At 56.8% G+C, this 23,273-nt stretch carries 17 protein-coding genes and 2 pseudogenes; 6 read left to right on the top strand and 13 right to left on the bottom strand.

The window, feature by feature from the left end:
• Positions 1–58: 58 nt before the first annotated feature.
• Positions 59–1,480 (top strand): FG-GAP repeat domain-containing protein, encoded by a 1,422-nt coding sequence (locus LOKVESSMR4R_RS17485; protein WP_087211375.1) that lies wholly within the window; start codon positions 59–61, stop codon positions 1,478–1,480.
• 390 nt (positions 1,481–1,870) lie between these two features.
• On the opposite strand, the gene LOKVESSMR4R_RS17490 is transcribed toward LOKVESSMR4R_RS17485, so the two are convergent.
• The 4 genes from LOKVESSMR4R_RS17490 to tnpA form a co-directional block, all read right to left on the bottom strand.
• Complete coding sequence (locus LOKVESSMR4R_RS17490; protein ID WP_087211378.1) at positions 1,871–2,170, bottom strand: DUF6626 family protein; 300 nt, start codon at positions 2,168–2,170, stop codon at positions 1,871–1,873.
• Positions 2,171–2,683: 513 nt separating this feature from the next.
• On the bottom strand, positions 2,684–4,174 hold the full coding sequence (gene tnpC, locus LOKVESSMR4R_RS17495; protein ID WP_420645907.1) for an IS66 family transposase: 1,491 nt from the start codon (positions 4,172–4,174) through the stop codon (positions 2,684–2,686).
• 123 nt (positions 4,175–4,297) lie between these two features.
• A complete protein-coding gene (gene tnpB / locus LOKVESSMR4R_RS17500; RefSeq protein WP_087206430.1) occupies positions 4,298–4,651 on the bottom strand; it encodes an IS66 family insertion sequence element accessory protein TnpB in 354 nt (117 codons plus the stop codon).
• Positions 4,648–5,079: an IS66-like element accessory protein TnpA gene (tnpA, locus tag LOKVESSMR4R_RS17505; protein ID WP_087206431.1), complete on the bottom strand. Its 432-nt coding sequence runs from the start codon at positions 5,077–5,079 to the stop codon at positions 4,648–4,650. The genes tnpB and tnpA overlap by 4 nt, the downstream gene beginning before the upstream one ends.
• Positions 5,080–5,430: 351 nt before the next feature.
• On the opposite strand from tnpA, the gene LOKVESSMR4R_RS17515 reads away from it, so the two are divergent.
• Positions 5,431–6,003, top strand: coding sequence for a tyrosine-type recombinase/integrase (locus LOKVESSMR4R_RS17515; protein ID WP_087213522.1), 573 nt, complete (start codon positions 5,431–5,433; stop codon positions 6,001–6,003).
• Between the two features lie 194 nt (positions 6,004–6,197).
• On the opposite strand, the gene LOKVESSMR4R_RS17520 is transcribed toward LOKVESSMR4R_RS17515, so the two are convergent.
• Together LOKVESSMR4R_RS17520 and secA are read right to left on the bottom strand one after the other, a co-directional pair.
• Entirely contained in the window at positions 6,198–7,487 is a 1,290-nt protein-coding gene (locus tag LOKVESSMR4R_RS17520; RefSeq protein WP_087211381.1) for a tyrosine-type recombinase/integrase, read from the bottom strand.
• Between the two features lie 96 nt (positions 7,488–7,583).
• Positions 7,584–10,274, bottom strand: a complete 2,691-nt coding sequence (gene secA, locus LOKVESSMR4R_RS17525; protein WP_087211384.1) for a preprotein translocase subunit SecA — start codon at positions 10,272–10,274, stop codon at positions 7,584–7,586.
• A 194-nt stretch (positions 10,275–10,468) separates the two neighbouring features.
• On the opposite strand from secA, the gene LOKVESSMR4R_RS17530 reads away from it, so the two are divergent.
• From LOKVESSMR4R_RS17530 to LOKVESSMR4R_RS17540, 3 genes are read left to right on the top strand one after another with little or no spacing between them, the layout of a single operon-like run.
• Positions 10,469–11,311 carry a peptidylprolyl isomerase gene (locus LOKVESSMR4R_RS17530; RefSeq protein ID WP_087211389.1) on the top strand — a complete coding sequence of 281 codons (843 nt, stop codon included), beginning with the start codon at positions 10,469–10,471 and terminating at the stop codon, positions 11,309–11,311.
• A 6-nt stretch (positions 11,312–11,317) separates the two neighbouring features.
• Positions 11,318–12,532 (top strand): bifunctional glutamate N-acetyltransferase/amino-acid acetyltransferase ArgJ, encoded by a 1,215-nt coding sequence (gene argJ, locus LOKVESSMR4R_RS17535; RefSeq protein ID WP_087211392.1) that lies wholly within the window; start codon positions 11,318–11,320, stop codon positions 12,530–12,532.
• The gene (locus LOKVESSMR4R_RS17540) at positions 12,529–12,927 is read left to right on the top strand and encodes a (deoxy)nucleoside triphosphate pyrophosphohydrolase (RefSeq protein WP_087211394.1); all 399 of its coding nucleotides are present in this window, start codon (positions 12,529–12,531) and stop codon (positions 12,925–12,927) included. Before argJ ends, LOKVESSMR4R_RS17540 begins: the two co-directional genes overlap by 4 nt.
• Before the next feature lie 46 nt (positions 12,928–12,973).
• On the opposite strand, the gene infB is transcribed toward LOKVESSMR4R_RS17540, so the two are convergent.
• The 6 genes and pseudogenes from infB to LOKVESSMR4R_RS17570 all read right to left on the bottom strand — a co-directional run.
• Complete coding sequence (gene infB, locus LOKVESSMR4R_RS17545; protein WP_087211397.1) at positions 12,974–15,466, bottom strand: translation initiation factor IF-2; 2,493 nt, start codon at positions 15,464–15,466, stop codon at positions 12,974–12,976.
• Positions 15,463–16,095, bottom strand: a complete 633-nt coding sequence (locus LOKVESSMR4R_RS17550; RefSeq protein ID WP_087211399.1) for an RNA-binding protein — start codon at positions 16,093–16,095, stop codon at positions 15,463–15,465. Before LOKVESSMR4R_RS17550 ends, infB begins: the two co-directional genes overlap by 4 nt.
• 21 nt (positions 16,096–16,116) lie before the next feature.
• Positions 16,117–17,721, bottom strand: coding sequence for a transcription termination factor NusA (gene nusA / locus LOKVESSMR4R_RS17555; protein WP_087211402.1), 1,605 nt, complete (start codon positions 17,719–17,721; stop codon positions 16,117–16,119).
• Complete coding sequence (rimP, locus tag LOKVESSMR4R_RS17560; protein WP_087211406.1) at positions 17,721–18,299, bottom strand: ribosome maturation factor RimP; 579 nt, start codon at positions 18,297–18,299, stop codon at positions 17,721–17,723. The genes nusA and rimP overlap by 1 nt, the downstream gene beginning before the upstream one ends.
• A gap of 181 nt (positions 18,300–18,480) precedes the next feature.
• Entirely contained in the window at positions 18,481–20,022 is a 1,542-nt protein-coding gene (locus tag LOKVESSMR4R_RS17565) for an ABC transporter substrate-binding protein (protein ID WP_087211410.1), read from the bottom strand.
• Positions 20,023–20,071: 49 nt separating this feature from the next.
• Positions 20,072–21,007: pseudogene (locus tag LOKVESSMR4R_RS17570) on the bottom strand (ABC transporter ATP-binding protein); the annotation flags it as partial.
• Between the two features lie 78 nt (positions 21,008–21,085).
• On the opposite strand from LOKVESSMR4R_RS17570, the gene LOKVESSMR4R_RS17575 reads away from it, so the two are divergent.
• Complete coding sequence (locus LOKVESSMR4R_RS17575; RefSeq protein ID WP_087209052.1) at positions 21,086–22,471, top strand: IS1182 family transposase; 1,386 nt, start codon at positions 21,086–21,088, stop codon at positions 22,469–22,471.
• Positions 22,472–22,537: 66 nt separating this feature from the next.
• Here LOKVESSMR4R_RS17575 and LOKVESSMR4R_RS17580 read toward each other — a convergent pair.
• Positions 22,538–23,272, bottom strand: a pseudogene (locus LOKVESSMR4R_RS17580) (ATP-binding cassette domain-containing protein); the annotation flags it as partial.
• Position 23,273 lies beyond the last annotated feature (1 nt).

Here is a 23,273-nt window from a genome sequence, read left to right on the forward strand (position 1 = left end):
ACACTCAAAGGCTACAAAGCTAGATTTAAATTAAATTTGAGCATTGGTGGTTCTGAGAATGACAAATGATTTAAAATCTAACACATTGCTGTGCACAGCACCAAAATATACAACAGATTTTGTCGATGAAGTTAAGTGGCAAAAAGTCGTTCGCCAATCGCACAGTGTCACTGCTAGCAACCAATCTAGCATATCATTGAGTACGACAAGAACAGCCATGTTGCTGACTCCGTTAGCACTTGCCGCATGTGGTGGGGGTGATGGAAATAATAACATAGAAGCATCATCTTCTAGTAATCTTGTTGCCAGGTTTGAAAATTTCCAACCACAAAGCAGCGCTTCAACAAGCCCCAATTTTTTTACAGTCTATGCCTCCGATATCAATGCAGACGGACGCTCTGATTTCATTATTAGTGGAGGAAGCTTCCCACCCGCTGTATCGGACTCTTTTTCAATAGTAACTATAAAGTCAAGTGGTAGCATATATGAGATAACAAACACTGATTTTGAAACAAAATTCATCCATCCGGCTGAAATATTGACGGCTGATTTCAACGCTGATGGACTTTTAGATATTTTTGTTGCCACCTCAGGTTATGACACTTCTCCATTCATAGGTGAGCGAAATGGTATTTTTCTACAGTCGGCAAATGGTAGCTTTATTGATAGCTCAACAAATCTACCCAACGTGGCAGATAATACGCATTCCGCAACAGTCGGCGACATCAATGGAGATGGATTTGTCGATATCTATGTAGGAAATATTTTCAACAGTGGCGCTATTTTACCTTACCTCCTTCTAAACTCTGGGGATGGAAGTTTCGTCAAGTTAAGCTTGTCGCCGGAAATATTCGATTATACGACAGGTTTTGCGGGAGGGAATTCAAAAAAATATACTAGTTCTCTCTTTGCTGATGTTGATAACGACAGTGATATAGAGCTTATTTTGGGCATGGATGCGAACTCTAGCTCAATGATACTTGAATTTAACGCTACTAATAACACCTTCTCAGTCTCAAAATTGCTTCCATCGGGTTATTTTGGTGCCGATACCATAACGCTCGACATAAAAGCTGGTGACATCAACAATGACGGACGAGTAGACTTAGTATTGAGCCAAACGACAAATAACCCGTTCTATGAGGGTCGAGCACTACAAATCCTTTTACAGCAAGAAAATGGCGATTTTGTTGATATTAGCGCAAACTCAAATTTCACCATAAATAAACCTTGGATTCAAACTATCAGTTTGATAGACATCGATAAAGACGGTGATCTCGACATTGTTGGTGCTGCCAATGCGGGCGGAATATATGTTTTCCATAATGATGGATCGGGTGTATTTTCGGAAGCAAACGCTGGCAATGCGGCATTTAGTGATGCGCGAGCAAACGTTAAAGGTGCAATATCTGACGATCTTGGTACCGTCTTTGAAGTTATAGTAGATCAGCCCACGCTAGAAGTTTATCAATATGTTTGAGTGCTCGAGCGATTTGATTTTCTCACCGGCGCCAATTCGTTTCTAAACCCAGCCTCACTATGCCTGCCAGGCTCACTGTCAATACAAACGTCAAACAGCACAAAAACCGTGCGTTTCGATCTGAAACCTCACATCACAGTAACTGCGTCGTTGGACTATCAACTCAAGTGCTGTGACTTTGGCTTATTGAACGGCTGCGCTTTGCTTGGGGGGGTGTAAGACGTATCCACATGCTGTTTGGACTTTGTACGAGGCTTAGCGCTGTGCTTACGGTGCTTGCTGACACCCACTACTTCTGCGACTGTCATAGTGGAAAACTGCCAGCCTGAAACGATAAGTAGCTCACCACAATTTTTCGCGCAGCATAAAGTCTACAGTGCAATACCCATTTCATAGTGACGCCATCCAAGTCTGTTCTGCAGTGCTGTTGATGTATGCGTGACATTGTTCTGCTAAGCTTAAGAAGCGTTTGCCCAAATATTCATGTTCATGTGTAGCACACATACGCTTGCCATAGTGCTGTAGCTTGCTGGCACATACTGCAATCGTGCTGATGCTGGGTTCTGTGCCAACAAATCGTAGACTACGTAGATAACACTCGCTGCGTCCCAGCCAGTCTTTGCTAAACTCACTTTCGCTACGCACAGCACCTATGCTCTTCAATAAACCAAACACCTCGTTCAAAACCATTTCTGCTACCTTTTCTGCTTTAGTTGATAAATAACTGTAGATACAAAGCAACTACCCACTGCTTGTATTTATCTGCAGCATAGTGCTCCACAAACGGCATTGAGTAAGTATATGAAGGTATGCGTACAGAACTTGTCAGCACAGTAGCTCTTGCAGAGGCATACAACACGCAAAGCAGCAAAGGGCGTGTAATAAATTATGCTGTGGAACGGGATGAGAGATTTTCGTGTTAACACGAATATACCCCGTACTGAACACTGTTGGCGGCAATGTGCTGGCAGTGTTTTGCGTTTGGAACAACTCCACGCACATAAAGGTGACAGCCAAACCCCATCTACCAACACTGAGTTGGTTGTGCGACATTGCTGACAGAGGAACTCACAGAAAGTCCAACAGTCAAAGAGAGGCGTACTGCCTCTCTATGACTTCTAAATCTACAGAAAATCCCCAACTAATCATATACGAAGAATGATGCTGAAACTGTGTAAGCGTTCTCAGGAGAGCACTGTCGGTTCAGCTTGACGGCTTGAAGTTCCACGGGAGCAGATCATCGAGGCGGCTTTGCGGGTGGCCATTAGCGATCGCTGTGAGGGTTGCTTTGAGATAGGCGAAGGGCTCGACGTCGTTGATCTTGCAGGTCTCGATCAGTGAGGCGATGCGACCCCAAGCGATGCCACCTTCGTCATGACCGGCGAAGAGCGCGTTCTTGCGATTGAGAGCAATGGGGCGGATCAGGTTTTCGACGCGGTTGTTGTCAATCTCGACGCGGCCATCGGCCAAGAAGGTCTGCAGCCCATCCCAGTGATTATGGATGTAAGTCAGCTTTTCACCCAACCGGGATTTAGCGGAGATCTTGCGGCGTTGGGCCTGCAGCCAATCGCCGAAGGCCGCGACCAGTGGAGCACTGCGGGTCTGGCGGGCCGACAATCGCTGGCTGGGAGAGATGCCACGGATATCGGCTTCGACAGCATAGATCTCGGCGATGCGGCGCAGGCCCTCGGCGGCGATCTGTGATCCATCGCGGTCGAAGACTTCCTTCAGCTTGCGGCGCGCGTGCGCCCAGCAATGGGCCACCTGAATGGGATCGCCGCCCTTGCGGGTCGGCTTGGTCAGCCGGTTGTAGCCCTGGTATCCGTCGATCTGCAGGATGCCGTCAAAACCTATCAGGAATGTTTCGGCATTCTCGCCCGCCCGACCGGGTGCATAGAAGTAGACCACACCGGGCGGGTCCTCACCGCCCCATGGCCGGTCATCGCGGGCAAGAGCCCAGAGATAGCCGGTTTTGGTCCTTCCGCGACCCGGATCCAGCACCGGGGCGGTGGTTTCGTCCATGAACAGCTTGTCTGATCGTTTCAGGTGTTCACCCAGCCGGTCGACGACGGGCTTGAGGTGGAATGCCGCCTTACCCACCCAATCGGCCAGCACAGCGCGGTGCAGATCGAGGCCTGCCCGCGCCAGGATCTGGCTCTGGCGATACAACGGCAGATGGTCGGCATATTTGCTGACCAGCACATGGGCGAGCGTCGCTTCTGTCGGCAACCCGCCCATGATTAGGTGGCAGGGCGCCGGTGCCTGGGTCACGCCGTTTGTGCAGGTCCGGCAGGCATATTTCGGGCGCACGGTGACAATCACACGCAACTGCGCTGGCACGATATCCAGCCGCTCGCTGCGGTCTTCACCGATCTTGTGCATGACGCCACAGCCACAAGGGCAGATCAGGCTGGCGGGTTCGATAATCTCTTCGATGCGCGGCAATGTGGCCGGTAGATTGCCGATGGTCCGCTTTGGCCCGGGCCTGGTTGCCGTCTTGCTATCTGCCTTGGCGGCAAGATGTTCCTTCTGCACCTCGACCTCGGCCAACGCGATGGACAGATCCTCAAACGCCAGCTGCCGTTCATCCTCGGTCAGCTTTTCCGACCGCTTCCCATGCAGGGCATGGTTCAACTCGGCAATCAGATGCTGTTGGCGTTGGGTAATATCCTGAAGTGCGGCGATCGTTTCCATCAAGGTCGCAACCACCGCGCGCTGCGCGGCAGGGATGGTGGAAAGGTCAATGACAGGCGTATCAATCATAGCCCGAGACTACGATTAAACCCCAGTAAAATCACGCAAAAACATATGGTTGATTCATTCTGCCGCAGCAGGTGGGCGCATCTCCAGCGCCTTGACCTTACGCCAGTCCAGACCGGCAAACAGGGCCTCAAACTGGGCGTGGTTCAGCGCCATCACCCCGTCTTTGATCGCAGGCCAGGTGAAGGTCATGTCTTCCAACCGCTTGTAGGCCATCACCAATCCGGTGCCATCCCAATACAAAAGCTTCAGCCGATCCGCCCGGCGCGACCGGAACACAAACACCGTGCCGGTGAACGGATCCTTACGCAGCACCGACGACACGATTGCCGCCAGACCATCATGACCTTTCCTGAAGTCCACAGGTTGCGTCGAGACCAGAACCCGCACGCGGTTTGACGGGAACATCATGGCCGCGCCCCGATTGCCCGCACGATCTCGGCAATCCGGTCAGAACTGGTGGTGCCATCGACCCGGATTGTCACACGACCTATCGCAATCTCGATGGGTTTACAGGACAACCCGTCAGGCTTTGTGAGCTGCCCGGCGACAGCCGGCACATCCGCACCGCCGCCACCATCCGACACGACGATCGGTGCAAAACAGAAGCTGTCATCTTCAACCGCAGGCAAAACCAACCGGCCGTCACGTGCCCGACTACGCCATTCCGATAAATGGTTCGCCCGCAGCCCATACCGCGCCGCAACTTCATTCACGCTCACACCTGGCTGCAAGCTCTCAGCAACGATCCGCGCCTTTATCTCTTCCGGCCAGCGTCGCTGTCCGTTGGTCCTTATGTCCACCCCGTAATCCCGGAGAAACTCCAACGTAGTCGCCATCGCGAAACTCCTGCACTGATCTCCATCGCACATGGAATCGCAGGTCAGACAATCTGTTGGAAGGTGAGGGCCAGCGACCGCTTACGAAACTGTTGAGAACTGAAGCGAAGCGAAGTTTGAAACAGTGAAGTGATTGTGGAACTGCGAAGCAGTGACGCAACTGACAATCAAACAACATACCCAAACAGCATTAATGAACAGTTATGACTAATGTCATAGAATACATATTGTATGATATTATCGCATAACCAATTGAAATCAAACATCTTGATAGTAACTGTCCTAGTGGTTGCTCAAACCGAATATCAGACTTTAGCATCATAGAAAGTTTACCTGATATTTGAGGGCATGATGGCACAAGCAGCAACACTCAATGACGCACAAATCAAACGAGCACTGCGCTACTGTCAAAGTCGTAGGTATGTGACACGCGACAGCACGATACTGCTGTTCAGCATATACACAGGACTGCGTGCGAAGGAGTTGGCAGCGCTGTGTGTGGGCGACGTTTACAATGAGGATGGGACAGTGCGTACACAGTTCACGCTGCGTGCTGAACAAACCAAAGGTGCTCGTACACGCACTGTGTTCGTCAACGCAGCGCTGACAGCGCAACTGCTGCGCTATGCTGCGTGGCGCAACATCAAACCGTCACTGAGCACAGCAGCGCTGTTTCGCAGTCAAAAGGGCAATCACTTCTCAGCCAACACCATGTGTCAGCTGTTCCTCAATATCTACAAGGCATGTGGGCTGACTGACGCAAGCAGCCACAGTGGCAGACGCACGTTTATTACACGCTTAGCGAACAAGGGCGTGGGCGTGCGTGTGTTGGCAGCATTGGCAGGACACAGCTCAATTGCCGTCACACAGCGCTACATTGACGTAAATGACGCACAGTTGGCGAATGCTGTGGAGTTGCTTTGATTTCCAAAGGCTAATAGTCTCAATCAGACACAATAGGGAGAAACAACTATGCGTAAACTTGGAGCACTTCTTTTAATCTGCAGCACACTTGCTGTGTCAGCCTGTACACCACCAAGCACAACAACGACTGTTGAAGCAGAGCCCGTTATGAACAAGCTATAAGAACACAAAAGGGTAGGTTCAAACCTACCCTTTTATCCACCTAGCCGCGTTGCAAGTTCCTGTGCAGTCGCATGCTTGCCGTAATAGCTTTCAATAATCTGCACACTGGTGCCCATGTTGCGTGCTATATCAAACACGCTCACACGCCCATGTCGTAGCATCTGCACAGCGTAAAAGTGTCTTAGACTGTAGAGTGTGTATTTCTCACCATCTGCGTTATGTGTGAGCTTTTCACGCTCAAGCACAGCGTTAAACTGGTCTATCAGCGTGATAATCTTGTTGCCATCAGGCATTCGAAACAGCCAATCGTCGTGTTGTGCTGTTTTTCGGTTATGCTGTTTGGTGCCCTTTGCAGAGGTTGTTTCCCATTCGCTACGCCAACGAGCATTTCGTTCTAAACACCTATCCACATAGCGTTTCGCTGTAGCACGTAGAATAACATAACGCTTTCCAGTCTTGCCGTTGACATTGAATGCGTAGTTCTCGCGCCCACGTTCGTCTGTAAATTTTTCTAAGTCACTCACACGCAGGTTATTTGCTTCACCCACACGCATGCCACTGTTTGCCAATATCAGCACATAGTCCCGCAGCAGCTCGCGTGTATAGCGCCAACGAGCATTGTCCTTTTCCTCATGCATCCAGCGTCTAATGGCTTTGTACAAGCGGCTGTATTCCTTCAACGTGAACGCTGGACGTGTTTTGGTGCGCTGTGCTTTGTGCCTAAACGTGGGAACAGGCTTGTTGCCTCTGTAGCCACGTTCCTGTGCATATTTGAGAACTGTGAGTGCGAAGGTTGTTTCCCACTCAAGTGTTTTATCTGCTGGATTGAGGCTGTGGTTCTTTGGACGTTTGTCTGCTGGCATGCGTCTGTAGTAGGCACGTCGCCAATCAACGTAGTCACGCAGCACGGCGTTATCAATTTTATCAACAGGCTTCTTTCCACAGTACTCGTGCCAGAACTTGCTCACACGCACTATCTGTCGCAGCATAAAGTCACTGGTTTGTTGCTGATTGGCTTTGTTGCTGTGACGATAGGTGCCACGTGCATTCTGGCTCTCACGCAGTTTGGCATATTCGTTCAGCACTTCACTGAAACGCTTAATCTGCAGTGGCAGTTGTTCTTCTTTGCGAAACTCTAACTCGTAGTGCGCACGTACAGCCAAATCACGTGCCTTAGCCAAGTCTCGTGTCTTTAGGCTTTTGTAGATGTACTGCCGCATGCCTTTGTACAAACGCACTTGGAAGATGCCATTGCGACTGAACAACAGCACCCTTCCATCAAGCAGCTTTTCTTCAAACTCAGCCTCAGTTTTGCCTAACAAATGCCTAACAACCTATGCAAAATCGCCATTTGCATAACAATTGCATAACATTTTATGCCATGCAATTGATTATTAAGTCATTGATATTAAACAGATTTATATGCGCCCATGACAATGCTTGAACTTCTTGCCCGACCCGCAAGGGCATAGATCGTTGCGGCCCGGATTGCCCCATGTCGCGGGGTCGTTTTCGTTGAACCCGTCACGCGCATCTGCGGCTGTCGCCGTGGCAGGCGTCGCCAAGGCGGCCGCTGCTGCCGCCTGCTGCTGGCGGAATTGGGCGATCATGCGTTCCTGTTCTTCTTTCGACATCGGCCGGATCTGCGACAATTTCTTGGTGACATCGGTGCGCAGACTGTCCAGCAGTTTTTCGAATAGCTGGAAACCTTCGGTCTTGTATTCGTTCAACGGGTCGCGCTGCGCATAGCCACGCATCCCCACGACGGACCGCAGATGTTCCAGCGTCAGCAGATGTTCGCGCCATTTTTCATCGATGGTTTTCAGCAGGATCTGCTTTTCGACATTGCGCATCGTTTCGGCACCAAAGGCATCGGCCTTTTCGCCCATGTATTTATCGGCCGCTTCTTCAAGACGTTCGCGCATGACATCATCGTCCACGCCTTCCTCGGCGGCCCAATCGACGACCGGCAGGTCAAGCCCCAGATGGGCAATGACATCGGCCTGCAACGAATCCGCATCCCATTGATCAGCATAGGATTTCGGCGGCATATAGAGCGTCACCAGATCGTCGATCACCTGATCGCGCATATCCTTGACGACATCGGCCAGATCGGTCGATTCCATGATCTCGCGGCGCTGGGAAAACACGACCTTGCGCTGTTCATTCATCACATCGTCGAATTTCAGCAATTGTTTGCGGATGTCGAAATTGCGCGCCTCAACCTTGGCCTGCGCGCGTTCCAGCGATTTGTTGACCCAAGGGTGGACGATGGCTTCGCCCTCTTTCATGCCCAGACCGGACAGGACTTTTTCGAGCCGTTCCGACCCGAAAATCCGCATCAGATCATCTTCGAGCGACAAAAAGAACGTGGACCGCCCCGGGTCACCCTGACGGCCGGACCGGCCCCGCAGCTGGTTGTCGATCCGCCGACTTTCGTGGCGTTCTGTGGCCAGCACGAATAATCCGCCCGCGGCTTTGACTTTTTCCTTTTCATCGGCAACCTCGGCCTCGATCCGGGCGCGCAATGTCTCTGGGTCGGCCTGCGGATCACTGGCCATGGCTTGCAGCACGCGCATTTCGACATTGCCGCCCAGCTGGATGTCGGTGCCGCGACCAGCCATATTGGTGGCGATGGTGACGGCGTTCAGCTTGCCGGCATCGGCGACGATCTGCGCCTCTTGTTCATGCTGGCGGGCGTTGAGCACGTTAAAGGTGATCCCTTCGGCGCGCAGCAGCCCGGCCAGAAACTCTGATTTTTCGATGGATGTGGTGCCCACAAGGATCGGCTGGCCCTTGGCATGGGCTTGTTTGATCTCGGCGACGACACCGTCGAATTTTTCCTTGGCGGTGCGATAGACCTGGTCATGTTCATCGGCCCGCGCGACTGGGCGATTGGTCGGCACCTCGACCACACCGAGGTTATAGATTTCGCGGAATTCGTCAGCTTCGGTCGCGGCGGTGCCGGTCATGCCGCCCAGCTTGTCATAGAGGCGAAAGTAATTCTGAAAGGTGACAGAGGCCAGCGTCACGTTTTCGGGCTTGATCCCGACGCCTTCCTTGGCCTCGATCGCCTGATGCAGACCGTCAGACAGGCGGCGGCCGGTCATCATGCGGCCGGTAAATTCGTCGATCAGGACGACCTGGTCATCGCGGACGATGTAATCCTTTTCGCGGGTGAACAGCACATGCGCGCGCAGCGCCTGGCTGACGTGATGGACCAGAGTCGCGCTTTCAGGATCATAGAGCGTCTGGCCATCGGGCAGCAGACCAAGCGCTGACAGCTTTTCTTCAAGGAAATCATTGCCTTCCTCGGTGAATGTCGCCTGACGCGCCTTTTCATCCAGGGTGTAATGTTCGGGCAGGATATCGGGGATCACCTTGTTGATCGCGGCATACATTTCGCTGCGGTCCTGCGCGGGGCCAGAAATGATCAGCGGCGTGCGCGCCTCGTCGATCAGGATGCTGTCCACCTCGTCCACGATCGCGAAATTGTGGTAGCGCTGGTACATCTGGTCCAGCTCGGATTTCATATTGTCGCGCAGGTAATCAAAGCCCAGTTCGTTATTCGTCGCATAGGTGACATCACAGGCATAGGCCGCCTTTTTGTCGGCCTCGCCCTGGTCCGGCACCACAACACCGGTGGTCATGCCCAGCGCGCTGTAAACCTTGCTCATCCATTCGGCATCGCGGCGGGCCAGATAATCGTTCACGGTGACGATATGCACGCCTTTGCCGGTCAGCGCGTTCAGATAGGCCGGGAAGGTGGCGACAAGCGTTTTGCCTTCGCCTGTCTTCATTTCCGCGATATTGCCCTGATGCAGAAAGATCCCGCCCAGCAATTGGGTATCAAAGGCCCAGAGGCCCAGCGCGCGGCGCGCCGCCTCGCGGCAATTGGCAAAAGCTTCGGGCAAGAGCGCGTCAAGGCTTTCGCCTTTCAGGGCGCGGTCGCGGAATTCATCGGTCTTGGCCTTCAGGTCATCATCACTAAGCGTCTGGAACTGCGGTTCCAGCGCGTTGATCTTGGCGACCAACGGCCGGGCGGATTTGACTTTGCGGTCATTGGCAGAGCCAAACACCTTTTTGGCAATCGATCCGATACCCAGCATATTCACTCCACCAGCGCTGTGGCGCCTGTCTGACATCTATTGAGAGGAGGTTGCTTGTAGGCAGATCGCCAGCCACATACAAAGGGGCCAAATCTGCTCTACTTCCGGCCTCCATAAGGCACTCATGGGATGTAAGGGGCCGGATATAGAGTGTCAACGCCGGGCGGCTGCGCGGCCTATCAAGGGATCGTTTAATGCTGAAACATGTAACATTTTTGGGGGCAGCCGCCGCTTGGCTGTCTGTCACAACGGCTGCTTTCGCGCAGGAGGTCACCGCGGACTCGGTGGTTGCCAAGGTCGGTGATACCGAAATCACCATCGGCGAATTGATCATCGCGCGGTCCATGCTGCCCGCGCAATATGCGCAATTTCCCGACGAGATCCTCTTTACCGGGCTGGTCGATCAGCTGGTCCAGCAACAGCTTTTGGCGGATGCGCTGGAAACCACGCCGCCTAGCGTGACCTATACGATCCAGAACGAACAGCGGTCCCTGATGGCCGCACAGGTGATCAATGATATCACCCAAACAGCCATCACGCAGGAATTGCTGCAACAGGCCTATCAGGACCGTTTTGCCGATGCGCCCGAAATCCCCGAATTCCGCGCCGCGCATCTGCTGGTCGCAACCCAGCAAGAGGCCGATGCAGCCAAGGCGCAGCTGGACGCTGGCGAAGCTTTTGGCGATGTCGCGGCCGCGGTATCAACCGATGTGACCAGCGCCAATGGCGGCGATCTGGGCTGGTTCGGGGAAGGTGCGATGGTTGACGAATTCGAAGCGGCTGTCATGGCCCTGGACGTCGGCGAGATTTCCGACCCGTTCGAAACCCAATTCGGCTGGCATATCGTCACCTTGACCGATCAGCGGGCGCGTCCGACACCGACGCTCGAACAGGTCGCGCAGCAATTGACCGCCGAATTGCAAGAAGCCGCCGTCATGGCCTATCTGGATGAATTGTCTGCCGCCACTGTGGTGGAACGTCCCGCCGAAGGCGCGTTTGATCCCAGCGTGATCAATCAGGTCGAATTGCTGGATTGATCTGCCATGAAAATCTCGCCGCTTGCGCCTGCGCAGTTTCCTGACTTGCCCGTGATCGCGGGCGTGACTTTTGCCAGCGCTGCGGCGGGGGTCAAATACCAGAACCGGACCGATGTGATGCTGGCCATCGCCGCGCCGGGGTCTGCCGTGGCCGGGGTGTTTACCCGCTCTGCCACGCGGTCGGCCCCGGTGTTGGATTGTCAGGCAAAACTGGGTGGTGATCCGTCCGGTGCCGCCGCGATCCTGGTCAATTCGGGCAATTCCAACGCCTTTACCGGCAAGATGGGTGTGGCCAGCGTGACAGCGCTGACACAGGCTGTGGCCGATCTGACCGCCGTGCCGGTGGGGCGTGTCTTCACCGCCTCGACCGGGGTGATCGGCGAGCCGCTGCCGCATGACCGCATCATTGCGAAACTGGCCGATCTGCACAAAGGCCAGACCGAGGCCGCGATCAAGGACGCCGCCCGCGCGATCATGACCACCGACACTTTTCCCAAGGGGGCCAGTGCCAGCGTCACCGTCGGGGGCAAGACCGTGCAGATCGCCGGTATCGCCAAAGGGTCCGGCATGATCGCGCCGGATATGGCGACAATGCTGGTCTATATCTTTACCGATGCGCTGATCGGGCAGAAGGCGTTGCAAGCGCTGGTGTCGCGCCACAACGATCAGACCTTCAACTGCATCACCGTGGACAGCGATACATCGACATCCGACAGCCTGCTTGCGGTGGCGACGGGGGCATCCGGTGTGGATGTGACCGGAAATGCCGATTTTGCAGCAGCGCTGCATGGCGTGATGCTGGACCTCGCGCATCAGGTCGTGCGCGACGGCGAAGGGGCGAGCAAATTCGTGACCGTCGCCGTGACAGGTGCCGCCGATGATGCCGATGCGCGCAAGGTCGCGATGGCCATCGCCAACAGCCCGCTCGTCAAGACTGCCATCGCGGGGCAGGATGCCAATTGGGGCCGGATCGTCATGGCCGTCGGCAAATCGGGCGCGCAGGCGGACAGGGACAGGCTGTCGATCCGCTTTGGCGATATCACCGTGGCCGAAAACGGCTGGCGCGCGCCGGATTATTCCGAAGCGGCCACCAGCGCCTATATGAAAAACCCCGAGCTGGTCATCGGCGTCGATCTGGGGCTTGGATCGGGCAGCAGCACGGTCTGGACCTGCGATCTGACGCATGGCTATATCGACATCAACGCCGATTACCGGTCGTGAAGCTGGTTCTGGTTTCCGCTGTCGCGCTGATCGACACCGACGGGCGGGTGCTGTTGGCGCAGCGCCCCGAAGGCAAGGCGATGGCCGGTCTGTGGGAATTTCCGGGCGGCAAGGTCGAACAGGGCGAAACCCCCGAGGCCGCGCTGATCCGTGAATTGCACGAGGAATTGGGCATCGGCACCTGGGCCTCCTGCCTTGCGCCACTGACATTCGCGAGCCATGCCTATGCCGATTTCCACCTGCTGATGCCACTCTTTGCCTGCCGCAAATGGGACGGCACGCCGCAATCGCGTGAAGGGCAAGCGCTGAAATGGGTGCGGCCCAATGATCTGCGGGATTATCCGATGCCAGCGGCGGATATTCCGCTGATCCCGATCCTGCGGGACTGGCTATAAAAAAGGCGGCCCAAGGGGCCGCCTTTTTCTATTGTGGCAGAACCCTTTACAGGTTCCGTTCGACCGATTCCCGCTCGAAAATCTCGATCACATCGCCGGGGCGGATATCATCGTAGTTTTCAAACGCCATGCCGCATTCCTGGCCCGACTGCACCTCGGCCACTTCGTCCTTGAAGCGTTTGAGCGTCTTGAGCGTGCCTTCGTGGATCACGACATCGTCGCGCAGCAGGCGCACACCGGCAGAGCGGCGCGCCACACCTTCGGTGACCAGACAGCCCGCGACCTTGCCGACGTTGGACACTTTGAACACGTCCTTGATCGTCGCATAGCCGATGAACTTTTCGCGGATTTCAGCAGACAACAGGCCAGAGGCGGCTTTCTTCACGTCATCCACAAGATCGTAGATCACCGAATAATAGCGGATTTCCACGCCCTTCTGGTTGGCGGAATTGCGCGCGGTCGCATTGGCACGGACGTTGAAGCCAAAGACCGGCGCGCCAGATGCCTCGGCCAGGCCAATATCGGTTTCGGTGATCGCACCGACACCCGAATGCAGCACGCGCACGCGGACTTCGTCATTGCCGATCTTTTCCATCGCCTGCACGATCGCCTCGGCAGAGCCCTGCACGTCGGCCTTGACCACGATGGGCAATTCGCTGACGTTCTGGTTCGCCTTGGCATTGGCCATCAGCTGTTCCAGCGTGGTGGCCGCACCGGCAGCGGCGCGTTTTTCCTTGGCCGCTTTTTCGCGATATTCGGCGATTTCACGCGCCTGCGCATCGGTTTCGACGACGTTCAGCACATCGCCCGCCTCTGGCGTGCCGTTCAGGCCCAATACCTCGACCGGGACGGCGGGGCCGGCTTCGGCCACGCGTTCGCCCTTGTCGTTGATCAAGGCACGGACCTTGCCATATTGTTCCCCGACGACAAAGATATCGCCCTGACGCAAAGTGCCGTTCTGGATCAGAACCGTGGCAACAGGGCCACGACCCACATCAAGCTGCGCCTCGATCACGGCACCAACGGCGGCGCGGTCGGGGTTGGCCTTGAGTTCAAGGATTTCCGCCTGCAAAGCGATGGATTCCAGCAGGTTATCCAGACCTTTGCCGGTCAGCGCCGATACCTCGACATCCTGCACATCGCCGGACATCTTTTCGACGACGACTTCGTGCATCAACAGATCCGTGCGGACCTTGTCGGGGTTGGCGGATGGTTTGTCGATCTTGTTGATCGCCACGATCATCGGCACCTTGGCCGCTTTGGCGTGGTTGATCGCCTCGATTGTCTGCGGCATCACGGCGTCATCAGCGGCAACCACCAGCACGACAATATCCGTCACCTGCGCCCCGCGCGACCGCATCGAGGTAAAGGCCGCATGGCCCGGCGTATCAAGGAAGGTCAGCAGCGAGCCGGAATCGGTTTTCACCTGATAGGCCCCGATATGCTGGGTGATCCCGCCCGCCTCTCCGGCGACGACCTTGGCATTGCGGATCGCATCCAGCAACGAGGTCTTGCCGTGGTCGACATGGCCCATGATCGTGACGATCGGAGGGCGCGAGACCAGATCCTTGGGATCGTCGAGCACCTGTTTGATCACGTCTTCAACGTCAGCATCGGATACGCGCACAACGGTATGGCCGAATTCTTCGATGATCAATTCGGCGGTATCGGCGTCAATCGACTGGTTCTGCGTTGCCATGATGCCGTTCTGCATCAAGGCCTTGACCACATCGGCAACGCGTTCGGCCATCCGGTTGGCCAATTCCGACACGGTGATCGCGGGTGGCAGCGCCACGTCGCGGAACACCTTTTCACGCTCGGCCGATCCGCCCATCGCCTTGGCGCGGGCGCGGTCCTGTTTGCGTTTCATCGCGGCCATCGACCGCTGGCGGCCACCTTCGCGGCCGGTCAGCGCATCATTCAGCGTCAGTTTACCGGCACGGCGGCCATCATCTTCGCGGCCGGGCTTGGCCTTGGCGGCCTTTTCGCGGGCATCGCGTTCGCGGTCAACCTTGCGCGGACCAGCAGCCGAAGGGCGGTCAACGGCGTTTTCGCCGGGCAGCGCGCTGGCATCGGCACCCGCAGGGGTGGCATCGGCCTTGACCTTGGCGGCGGCGCGTTCTGATTTGCGCTTTTCTTCTTCGGCCTTGGCCTTGGCGCGTTCTTCGCGTTCGCGGTCCTCGGCCTCTTTGGCTTCCATTTCGGCGCGGCGCGCCTCGCGCTCGGCGGCGCGTTCTTTTTCTTCGGCTTCGCGCTTGGCGGCTTCGTCACTTTCACGCGCGCGGGCCATGGCCAGCGCCTTCATGCGGCGTTCAAGTTCGACATCCGAAATGCCCGCAGGCCGCTTGGACGGGTCGCCGCCCATCTGCACACCGGTCGATCCAGCGGGCTTGGCCGCGCCGGGTTTGGGCACCACAACGCGTTTGCGTTTGGTTTCCACCACGACGTTCTTGGTCCGCCCATGGCTGAAACTTTGCTTCACGTTGCTTGGACGTGACCCACCAAGGCCGAGTGGCTTTTTTCCGTCGTTATCGCTCATCTAGCTTCTTTATCCTTCCCGGAGGCCATATCGCCACCGTTCCCTTCGCGTAATCCGCGCAGCTTTGTGGCTTCCTCTACAACACGATCGCTGAGTCCACCAGTCGCAAGCGCGCCATGTATCACACTTTGACGTCCGAAAGCCAAACCCAATTCGGCTGACGTCAGGCAACCGAAGTATCGCGCACCTTCGGGTGTCCAGAGTTTGGTCTTGCCCCGCTCTGATCCGTCAGAGGCTTGCACCAGCACGCGGACGCGTTCGCCGCCAGCCAGCCAGCCCTTGACCTTTTCAAACCCGCAGACAGCACGGCCAGCCTTGCGCGTCAAGGCGATCAGATCGACAGTGCGGCGCGCGATCTGGCGTTCCACCTCGTCTACCAGATTATCCGGCACGGTCACGGCCTGTTTGGCAGAGCGGGAAAACTGACCCTTGCGGGCCTGTTCCAGAATGGCGCGGTCGGCGGTGACATAGATGCCACGTCCGGGCAATTTGCCCAAGATATCGGGCACAACCTGATTGTCAGGCCCAATGACGAACCGGATCAGCCCAGCCTTTGGCTGGACCTCTCCGGTGACGATGCATTTGCGTTCTGCATCGCTGTTGTCATCTTTATGCCCGCCACGCGTCATACACTTACTCCGAAGGCCCGATCAGGCCTCCTCTTCCTCGGTTTCGTCAGTGTCGTCTTTGTTCAACTCGTCCGGATCAACCCAGCCCAGCATGACGCGTGCGGTCATGACCATGGTCTGCGCTTCTTCCAGCGACACATCGAACGGTTCCAGCACGCCTTCGTCCTTGACGCGTTCGCCGTTGACGGTGGTCCAGCCACCGGCCAGTTCCCAATCCGCACAGGTGGCGAAATCTTCCAGCGTCTTGACGCCATCCTTGCCCAAGGCTTCCAGCATCTGGGGTGTCAGGCCTTCGAAATCAATCAGGCTTTGCTCGACTCCGGTCGCGATCGCCGCATCCATCGCCTTTTTCGCCTGCGCCTCCAGGTAATCGCGGGCACGGGCCTGCAATTCGCCTGCGGTGCCTTCATCGACGCCTTCGATCACCAGCAATTCGTCCTGTTCGACATAGGCGACCTCTTCGAGGTTGGTAAAGCCTTCGGCGACCAGCAGCTGGGCAAAGAATTCGTCCAGATCCAGCGTATCCATGAACAGCTTGGTGCGCAGTTCGAATTCGGCCTGACGGCGCTTGGATTCTTCTTCTTCGGTCAGGATGTCGATATCAAGACCGGTCAACTGGCTGGCCAGACGCACGTTCTGACCACGGCGACCAATCGCCAGCGACAGCTGTTCATCGGGCACGACGACTTCGATCTTGCCGGCTTCTTCGTCCAGAACGACCTTGGTCACCTCGGCAGGCTGCAAAGCATTCACAAGGAAGGTCGGCATATCTTCATTCCATGGAATGATGTCGATCTTTTCGCCCTGCAATTCGTTGACCACGGCCTGCACACGGCTGCCGCGCATACCCACACAAGCACCGACCGGATCAATCGAGCTGTCATAGCTGATCACCGCGATCTTGGCGCGCGATCCGGGGTCACGGGCGACGGCCTTGATCTCGATCACGCCCTCGTAGATTTCGGGGACTTCCATCTTGAACAGCTCGGCCATGAATTCAGGCGCTGTGCGCGACAGGAAAATCTGCGGCCCGCGCTGTTCGCGGCGCACCTCTTTGATATAGCAGCGGATACGGTCGTTGGGGCGATAGGCCTCGCGGCCGATCTTTTCGTTGCGGCGCAGCACAGCCTCGCCCGAGCCGACATCGACGATGACGTTGCCGTATTCCTCGCGCTTGACCAGCGCGTTGATGATCGTGCCGGCGCGATCCTTGAATTCTTCATATTGCTTGTCACGCTCGGCTTCGCGGACCTTTTGCAGGATCACCTGCTTGGCCGATTGCGCGGCGATCCGGCCCAATTCAACGGGGGGGACTTCTTCGCTGAATTCATCGCCGACCTTGGGGTCGGTCATGTAATCCTTGGCCTGTGCGACGGTGAATTCGGCCTGATAGTTTTCGACCGCATCATCCTCGACCACGGTGCGCACGCGGGTGAATGTCGCGCGGCCTGTCTTGCGGTCGATGGACACGCGAATGTCCATTTCCGCGCCGTAACGCGACTTGGCCGCACGGGCGAGCGATTCTTCCATCGCTTCGACCACTAGACCGGGTTCGATGTTCTTTTCGCGGGCCACGGCCTCTGCGGTTTGCAAAAGCTCCAGCTGGTTTGCGGACGTATAGGCCATCAGGTGTTCTCCTCGCCATCAATGATGGTTTCAATTTCGTCAAATTGGGTTTCGTCGATCTGGCCCGCATCCTTGCGCCCGCGCAATACGTCACGGATCAGATCATCGGTCAGCACAAGCTTGGCGTCGGATAGCCACGCAAATTTCAAGCCGATGGTGCCTTCGTCGATGGTGATCAGCACCTCGTCATCGCCATTGATCCCGGCCAATTCGCCCTTGAACCGGCGGCGGCCGTCGATCAATTCCTCGGTCTCGACCTTGGCTTCAAAGCCCTGCCATTGGTCAAAATCCTTAAGCCGCGTCAGCGGGCGGTCGATGCCGGGGCTGGAAACTTCGAGCGTATAGACATCGACGATCGGGTCCTCGACATCCAGCACGGCGCTGATGGCGGTCGAAATCTGCGCGCATTCATCCACCTCGATGGTGCCATCGGGGCGTTGCACCATGATTTGCAGGGTGCTTTCCTTGCCGGTCATCAACCGGACGCGCACGACCTCGAACCCCATGTCCTCGACGACGGGGGTGATGATCTCTGCGATCCGGCGGTCGATGGCCGCCTTGGCGATCAGGTCATTCATGGGTCAGTCCCAAGCATAAAAAAACGGGCGCGCGGCCCGTTGATGTTTCCCGGTGGAACCTTGGGGGTGGAAGCCAAGACGCCGCTATTGGGGATGATATAGGCCGTGTCGCGCGGGACTGCAAGGGCAATGCAAAACGCCCCGCCGATCAGGGCGGGGCGTTTCATAAGGTGCAGGCGATTTACGCCAGCGACCAGCGTTCCAGCATGCGGTTGTTGTCCATCTGCGCGGTGTTGCCGACTGTATCGGGGGTCACGACGCGGTTGCTGACAGCCTGCACGAAATTGGCGAACATCGGGATGATCACGCCGCCATCGTCACGCAGGATCTGCTGCATTTCGTAATATTGTTCCCGCCGCTTGTCGGTATCCAGCTCGGCCCGTGCGGAATAGAGCAATTCCTGGAACCGTGCATTATCCCATTGGCTGTCGTTCCACGGAACACCTGCCTCATAGGCGGATGAGAACATCCAGTCTTCGGTGGACCGGCCCGTCCAGTAAGACGCCGAGAACGGTTTCACCAGCCAGACATTCGACCAATAGCCGTCCGCAGGTTCCTGGATCACATTGATGTTGATCCCGGCAGGGGCGGCGGATGCCTGATAAAGCTGGGCCGCATCAACCGCACCTTCAAAGGCCGCGTTCGAGGCCGACAGGTCGATGTTCAGATTATCAAGCCCGGCCTGTTGCAGGTAATATTTGGCGCGGTCTGGATCGTATTCCAGCTGTTCCATCTCGGCATGGTAATACTGGTTTGCGGGGCCGATCGGGCTGTCGTTGCCGACCTTGCCGTGACCCAGCAGGATCTTGTCGACCATTTCCTGACGGTCCACACCGTATTTCAACGCGCGGCGCACGTTCACATCGTTGAAAGGTGCGGACTGGGTCAGCATCGGGAAAGTGTAATGCTGGTTCCCGGTTACTTCCTGGATGCGGACATTCGGATTGGCGCGCAACAGCGGTTCCAGACGGAAATCGATCCGGTTCACGGCGTCGATCTGGCCGGTCAGCAGCGCGTTCATCCGCGCGGTGTTATCGTTGATCGCGATCAATTCGACCTCGTCAAAGAAACCGGCGCTGTCACCCTTGTAATGGTCGGCATAGCGACGCCCGACGAAACGCACGCCCGGATCGAAGGACACGACTTCGTAAAGACCCGTGCCGATCCCTTGGGCGATGGCCTCTTCGATCTGGCCTGCGGGATACATCAGCAGGTGATAATCCGACAACAGATAGGGGAAGTCGGCATTGCCTGCTTCCAGCGTGAACTGCACCTGATGGTCGGTGATCTTGCGCATCTCGGTGATCGCGGCGACCAGCGGTTGAGCGGCGGATTTCGAGCCTTCGGCAACATGCAGTTGCAGCGATTCGATCACATCATCGGCGCCAAAGGGCTTGCCATTGTGGAAGGTCACACCCTGACGCAGGTTGAAGGTCCAGACCTTGGCATCGGGGCTGGCTTCCCAGCTTGTCGCAAGCTCGCCTTGCAGCGACCCGTCGGCGGCCACTTCGGTCAGCGCGTCGAAAACACCGCCCAAAGCTGCCGAGATCATGAACACGTCTGAATGTGTCCGACCGTCCCAACTGTCCGATGTGTTTGCGCCGCTCAGGCCAGCGGTGAACTTGCCACCCCGGCTTTGCGCGCGCAGCGGCATGCCCGAAAGCCCAAGCACGCCTGCGGCGACGCCCGTTTTCAGCAATCCGCGTCTGCTAATTCCAGTCATTTTTCTTTCTCCCTGTTGCGCAGTATCGGCCTCTTGGACCACGATTCGATCAAAGTTTAGTAACGGCTGCATCACCGATATTATCAACTCCCCGTTCGGCCAGCAGATTGCTCAGCCAATCAGGGTCCATTTCCGGCACCGACGACAGCAAAAGGTCGGTGTAGGCGTGATGCGGCGGGCGGAACATCTCGGCCTTGGGGCCTTGTTCGACGACATGGCCATCTTTCATCACGACAACTTCGTCCGCGATGGCCCGCACCGTCGCCAGATCGTGCGTGATAAACATATAGGACAGGGACAGCTCGTCCTGCAACCGTGCCAAAAGCCGCAGGATCCCTTCGGCGACCAGCTGGTCCAATGCGGATGTCACCTCGTCACAGATGATAAAGCGCGGCTCGGCGGCCAGCGCCCGCGCGATCCCGATGCGTTGTTTCTGCCCGCCCGACAATTCCGAGGGCAGGCGATTGTAATATTCCGCCGGGTCCAGCTCGATCTGTTCCAGCAGGGCGCAGACGCGCTGACGTTTGGCCTTGCCGGTCAGATCAAGGTAGAATTGCACGGGCCGCGCGATGATCTGGCCGATGCTCATACGCGGGTTCAGCGCGGTATCGGCCATCTGATAGATCATCTGGATCTGGCGCAGCTGGTCCTTGCTGCGCTTGCGGTAATGGGCGGGCAGGGGCGCGCCATCAAACAATATCTGCCCCGATGTCGGCGGCAAAAGCCCGGTGATGCACCGTGCGGCGGTCGATTTGCCCGAACCGCTTTCGCCGACGACGGCAACGGTGCGGCCTGCGTGGATATCGAAACTGACATCATGCAGCACCGGCACCTTGCCATAGGCGGCATCGACCTTTTGCATGCTGACAAGGGGGATGGCACCCGTCTGCACGGCGGGTTTCGCAGGCCGTTCAAAGCTGCGCACCGCCCAGAGCGATTTGGTATAGTCCTGCGTCGGCGCATCCAGCATGGTGCGGGTATCGGCGTATTTTGTTGAAAAACTCTTCCTTGATCGAGAGCTGAACTACTGATTCAATTCCTGTAATTGAGGGGAGGATCGGCGATGATGGGACCGAGGCAGGAAGCGCAACCGGCGCTGTTTTACGAGTTTTCGCTCGAGGATCACATTCCCACGGATCACCTGCTGCGATCCATCGACCGCTTCGTCGACCTGAGCAGCATCCGTGCCCATCTGGCGGAGTTCTATAGTCATACGGGCCGCCCGTCGGTCGATCCCGAACTGCTGATCCGGATGCTGCTGGTCGGATACTGTTTCGGCATCCGTTCAGAGCGGCGGCTCTGCGAAGAGGTCCATCTGAACATCGCGTATCGCTGGTTTTGTCGCCTCGATCTGATCGATCGTGTCCCGGATCACTCGACGTTTTCCAAGAACCGGCATGGGCGTTTTCGCGACAGCGAACTTCTGCGCCACCTGTTCGAGACGACTGTCGCGCGTTGCATCGCCGAAGGTCTGGTCAGCGGCCAGCGCATGGCGGTTGATGCCAGCCTGATTGAAGCGGATGCCAACAAGCAGAACTCCACGCCGAAGGAAGACTGGCACGCGGCAAGCATAGACCCGGCGGATGCGCCCCGCGCCGTCCGCGAGTATCTCGACACACTGGACAAGGCAGCCTTTGGCGCAGCAAGCGAGGTGCAGCCCAAGTTTACCTCGCATTCTGATCCCGCCAGTCAGTGGACAGCAGCCCGCAAAGGCCCTGCTTTCTTTAGCTATTCCGACAACTATCTCATCGACACGGATCACGGTGTCATCTTGGATGTGGAACCCACCCGCTCCATCCGGCAAGCCGAGGTTGGATCGACAAAAACCATGCTGACGCGGGTGAAAGACAAGTTTGGCCTGGTTCCTGACTGGATGATCGCCGACACTGCCTATGGCTCAGGCCCAATGCTCGGCTGGCTCGTGGATCGCAAGATCGATCCCTACATCCCTGTGATCGACAAGGCCGGACGCCCCGATGGGACCTGGACACGCACAGATTTCGACTGGGATGCGCAGAACGACCAATACATCTGCCCCGAGGGGCACGGGCTCAAGCAGTTCCGCCGTAATTATTCCGACCCGAACCGAGGCCCGACGGGCAAGGGCACCGCGAAGTATCGTGCGCTGAAGCTGACCTGTCAGGTTTGCCCATCCAAGCCGAAGTGCTGCCCTAATGCCGACGCCAGATCGATCACCCGTGAAGAACACGAAGATGCCCGTCAAGTTGCCAGAGATCTGGCCAAAACGGATGAATACGCGATTGCGATGAAGCTCAGGAAGAAGGTTGAGATGCTCTTTGCCCACCTCAAACGTATTCTCGGCCTGAGCCGGCTTCGATTACGTGGTCCATGCGGTGCAAATGACGAATTCCTCCTCGCCGCAACCGCCCAAAACCTTCGCAAACTCGCCAAGATATTTCCTGCACCGCAGCAAATACGCAAAGCCTGATAGAAAAGGCGCTCGCGCCGGATTTGGAACAGCTATTTCTGCGCTCGCAAACGTTAGTTTTTCCACAGAATCGGCGGTCTCGACCTCTTCGCCGCGCAGCAGCACCTTGATCCGGTCCGCCATCTGGGCGACGACCGCCAGATCATGGGTGATATAGATCGCAGCGGTGTTATATTGCGCAACAATGTCACGGATCGCCGATAGCACCTCGATCTGGGTGGTGACATCCAGCGCGGTGGTCGGTTCGTCAAAGATGATCAGATCGGGGCGACAGGACATTGCCATCGCGGTCATCGCGCGCTGCAATTGCCCGCCAGAGACCTGATGCGGATAGCGAAAGCCGATTTCCTCTGGGTTGGGCAGACGCAGCTTGCGATAAAGCGCGATGCCATCCTCGGCGCTGTCCTTGCGCCCGGCGATACCGTGCTGCACCGGTGCCTCGACATGTTGGTCGATCAGGCGGTGGGCGGGGTTGAAACTGGCCGCTGCCGATTGCGCGACATAGGCGATGCGCTTGCCCAGCAGGTCACGCTTGACCGCAGCCGAGGCTGTCAGCAGGTCGATCCCGTCGAATTCCACGCTGCCGCCGCTGATCCGCACACCGTCACGGGTATAGCCCATCGCGGCCAGCCCCAGCGTGGATTTGCCTGCGCCGGATTCCCCGATCAGCCCCAGCACCTGCCCGCGTTGCAGGGTCAGGTTCACGCCCTTGATGATGGGCAGCCATGTCTCATCGCTGCGACCGTCGATCCGGATATCGCGGATCTTGACCAGAGGCGTGGTGTCAGGGGCTTGGGTCATG

Origin of the sequence: Yoonia vestfoldensis (genome assembly GCF_002158905.1) — a bacterium.
GTDB classification, from domain to species: Bacteria; Pseudomonadota; Alphaproteobacteria; order Rhodobacterales; family Rhodobacteraceae; genus Yoonia; species Yoonia vestfoldensis_B.

Excerpts from the sequence above, each read along its gene's own strand:
- LOKVESSMR4R_RS17550 (WP_087211399.1), bottom strand. The coding sequence starts at position 16,095 with ATGACGCGTGGCGGGCATAAAGATGACAACAGCGATGCAGAACGCAAA.
- argJ (WP_087211392.1), top strand. The coding sequence starts at position 11,318 with ATGAAAATCTCGCCGCTTGCGCCTGCGCAGTTTCCTGACTTGCCCGTG.
- tnpB (WP_087206430.1), bottom strand. The coding sequence starts at position 4,651 with ATGATGTTCCCGTCAAACCGCGTGCGGGTTCTGGTCTCGACGCAACCT.
- LOKVESSMR4R_RS17485 (WP_087211375.1), top strand. The coding sequence starts at position 59 with ATGACAAATGATTTAAAATCTAACACATTGCTGTGCACAGCACCAAAA.
- LOKVESSMR4R_RS17530 (WP_087211389.1), top strand. The coding sequence starts at position 10,469 with ATGCTGAAACATGTAACATTTTTGGGGGCAGCCGCCGCTTGGCTGTCT.
- LOKVESSMR4R_RS17490 (WP_087211378.1), bottom strand. The coding sequence starts at position 2,170 with ATGGTTTTGAACGAGGTGTTTGGTTTATTGAAGAGCATAGGTGCTGTG.
- nusA (WP_087211402.1), bottom strand. The coding sequence starts at position 17,721 with ATGGCCTATACGTCCGCAAACCAGCTGGAGCTTTTGCAAACCGCAGAG.
- LOKVESSMR4R_RS17575 (WP_087209052.1), top strand. The coding sequence starts at position 21,086 with ATGATGGGACCGAGGCAGGAAGCGCAACCGGCGCTGTTTTACGAGTTT.
- secA (WP_087211384.1), bottom strand. The coding sequence starts at position 10,274 with ATGCTGGGTATCGGATCGATTGCCAAAAAGGTGTTTGGCTCTGCCAAT.
- infB (WP_087211397.1), bottom strand. The coding sequence starts at position 15,466 with ATGAGCGATAACGACGGAAAAAAGCCACTCGGCCTTGGTGGGTCACGT.
- LOKVESSMR4R_RS17515 (WP_087213522.1), top strand. The coding sequence starts at position 5,431 with ATGGCACAAGCAGCAACACTCAATGACGCACAAATCAAACGAGCACTG.
- LOKVESSMR4R_RS17565 (WP_087211410.1), bottom strand. The coding sequence starts at position 20,022 with ATGACTGGAATTAGCAGACGCGGATTGCTGAAAACGGGCGTCGCCGCA.
- tnpC (WP_420645907.1), bottom strand. The coding sequence starts at position 4,174 with ATGGAAACGATCGCCGCACTTCAGGATATTACCCAACGCCAACAGCAT.
- rimP (WP_087211406.1), bottom strand. The coding sequence starts at position 18,299 with ATGAATGACCTGATCGCCAAGGCGGCCATCGACCGCCGGATCGCAGAG.
- tnpA (WP_087206431.1), bottom strand. The coding sequence starts at position 5,079 with ATGGCGACTACGTTGGAGTTTCTCCGGGATTACGGGGTGGACATAAGG.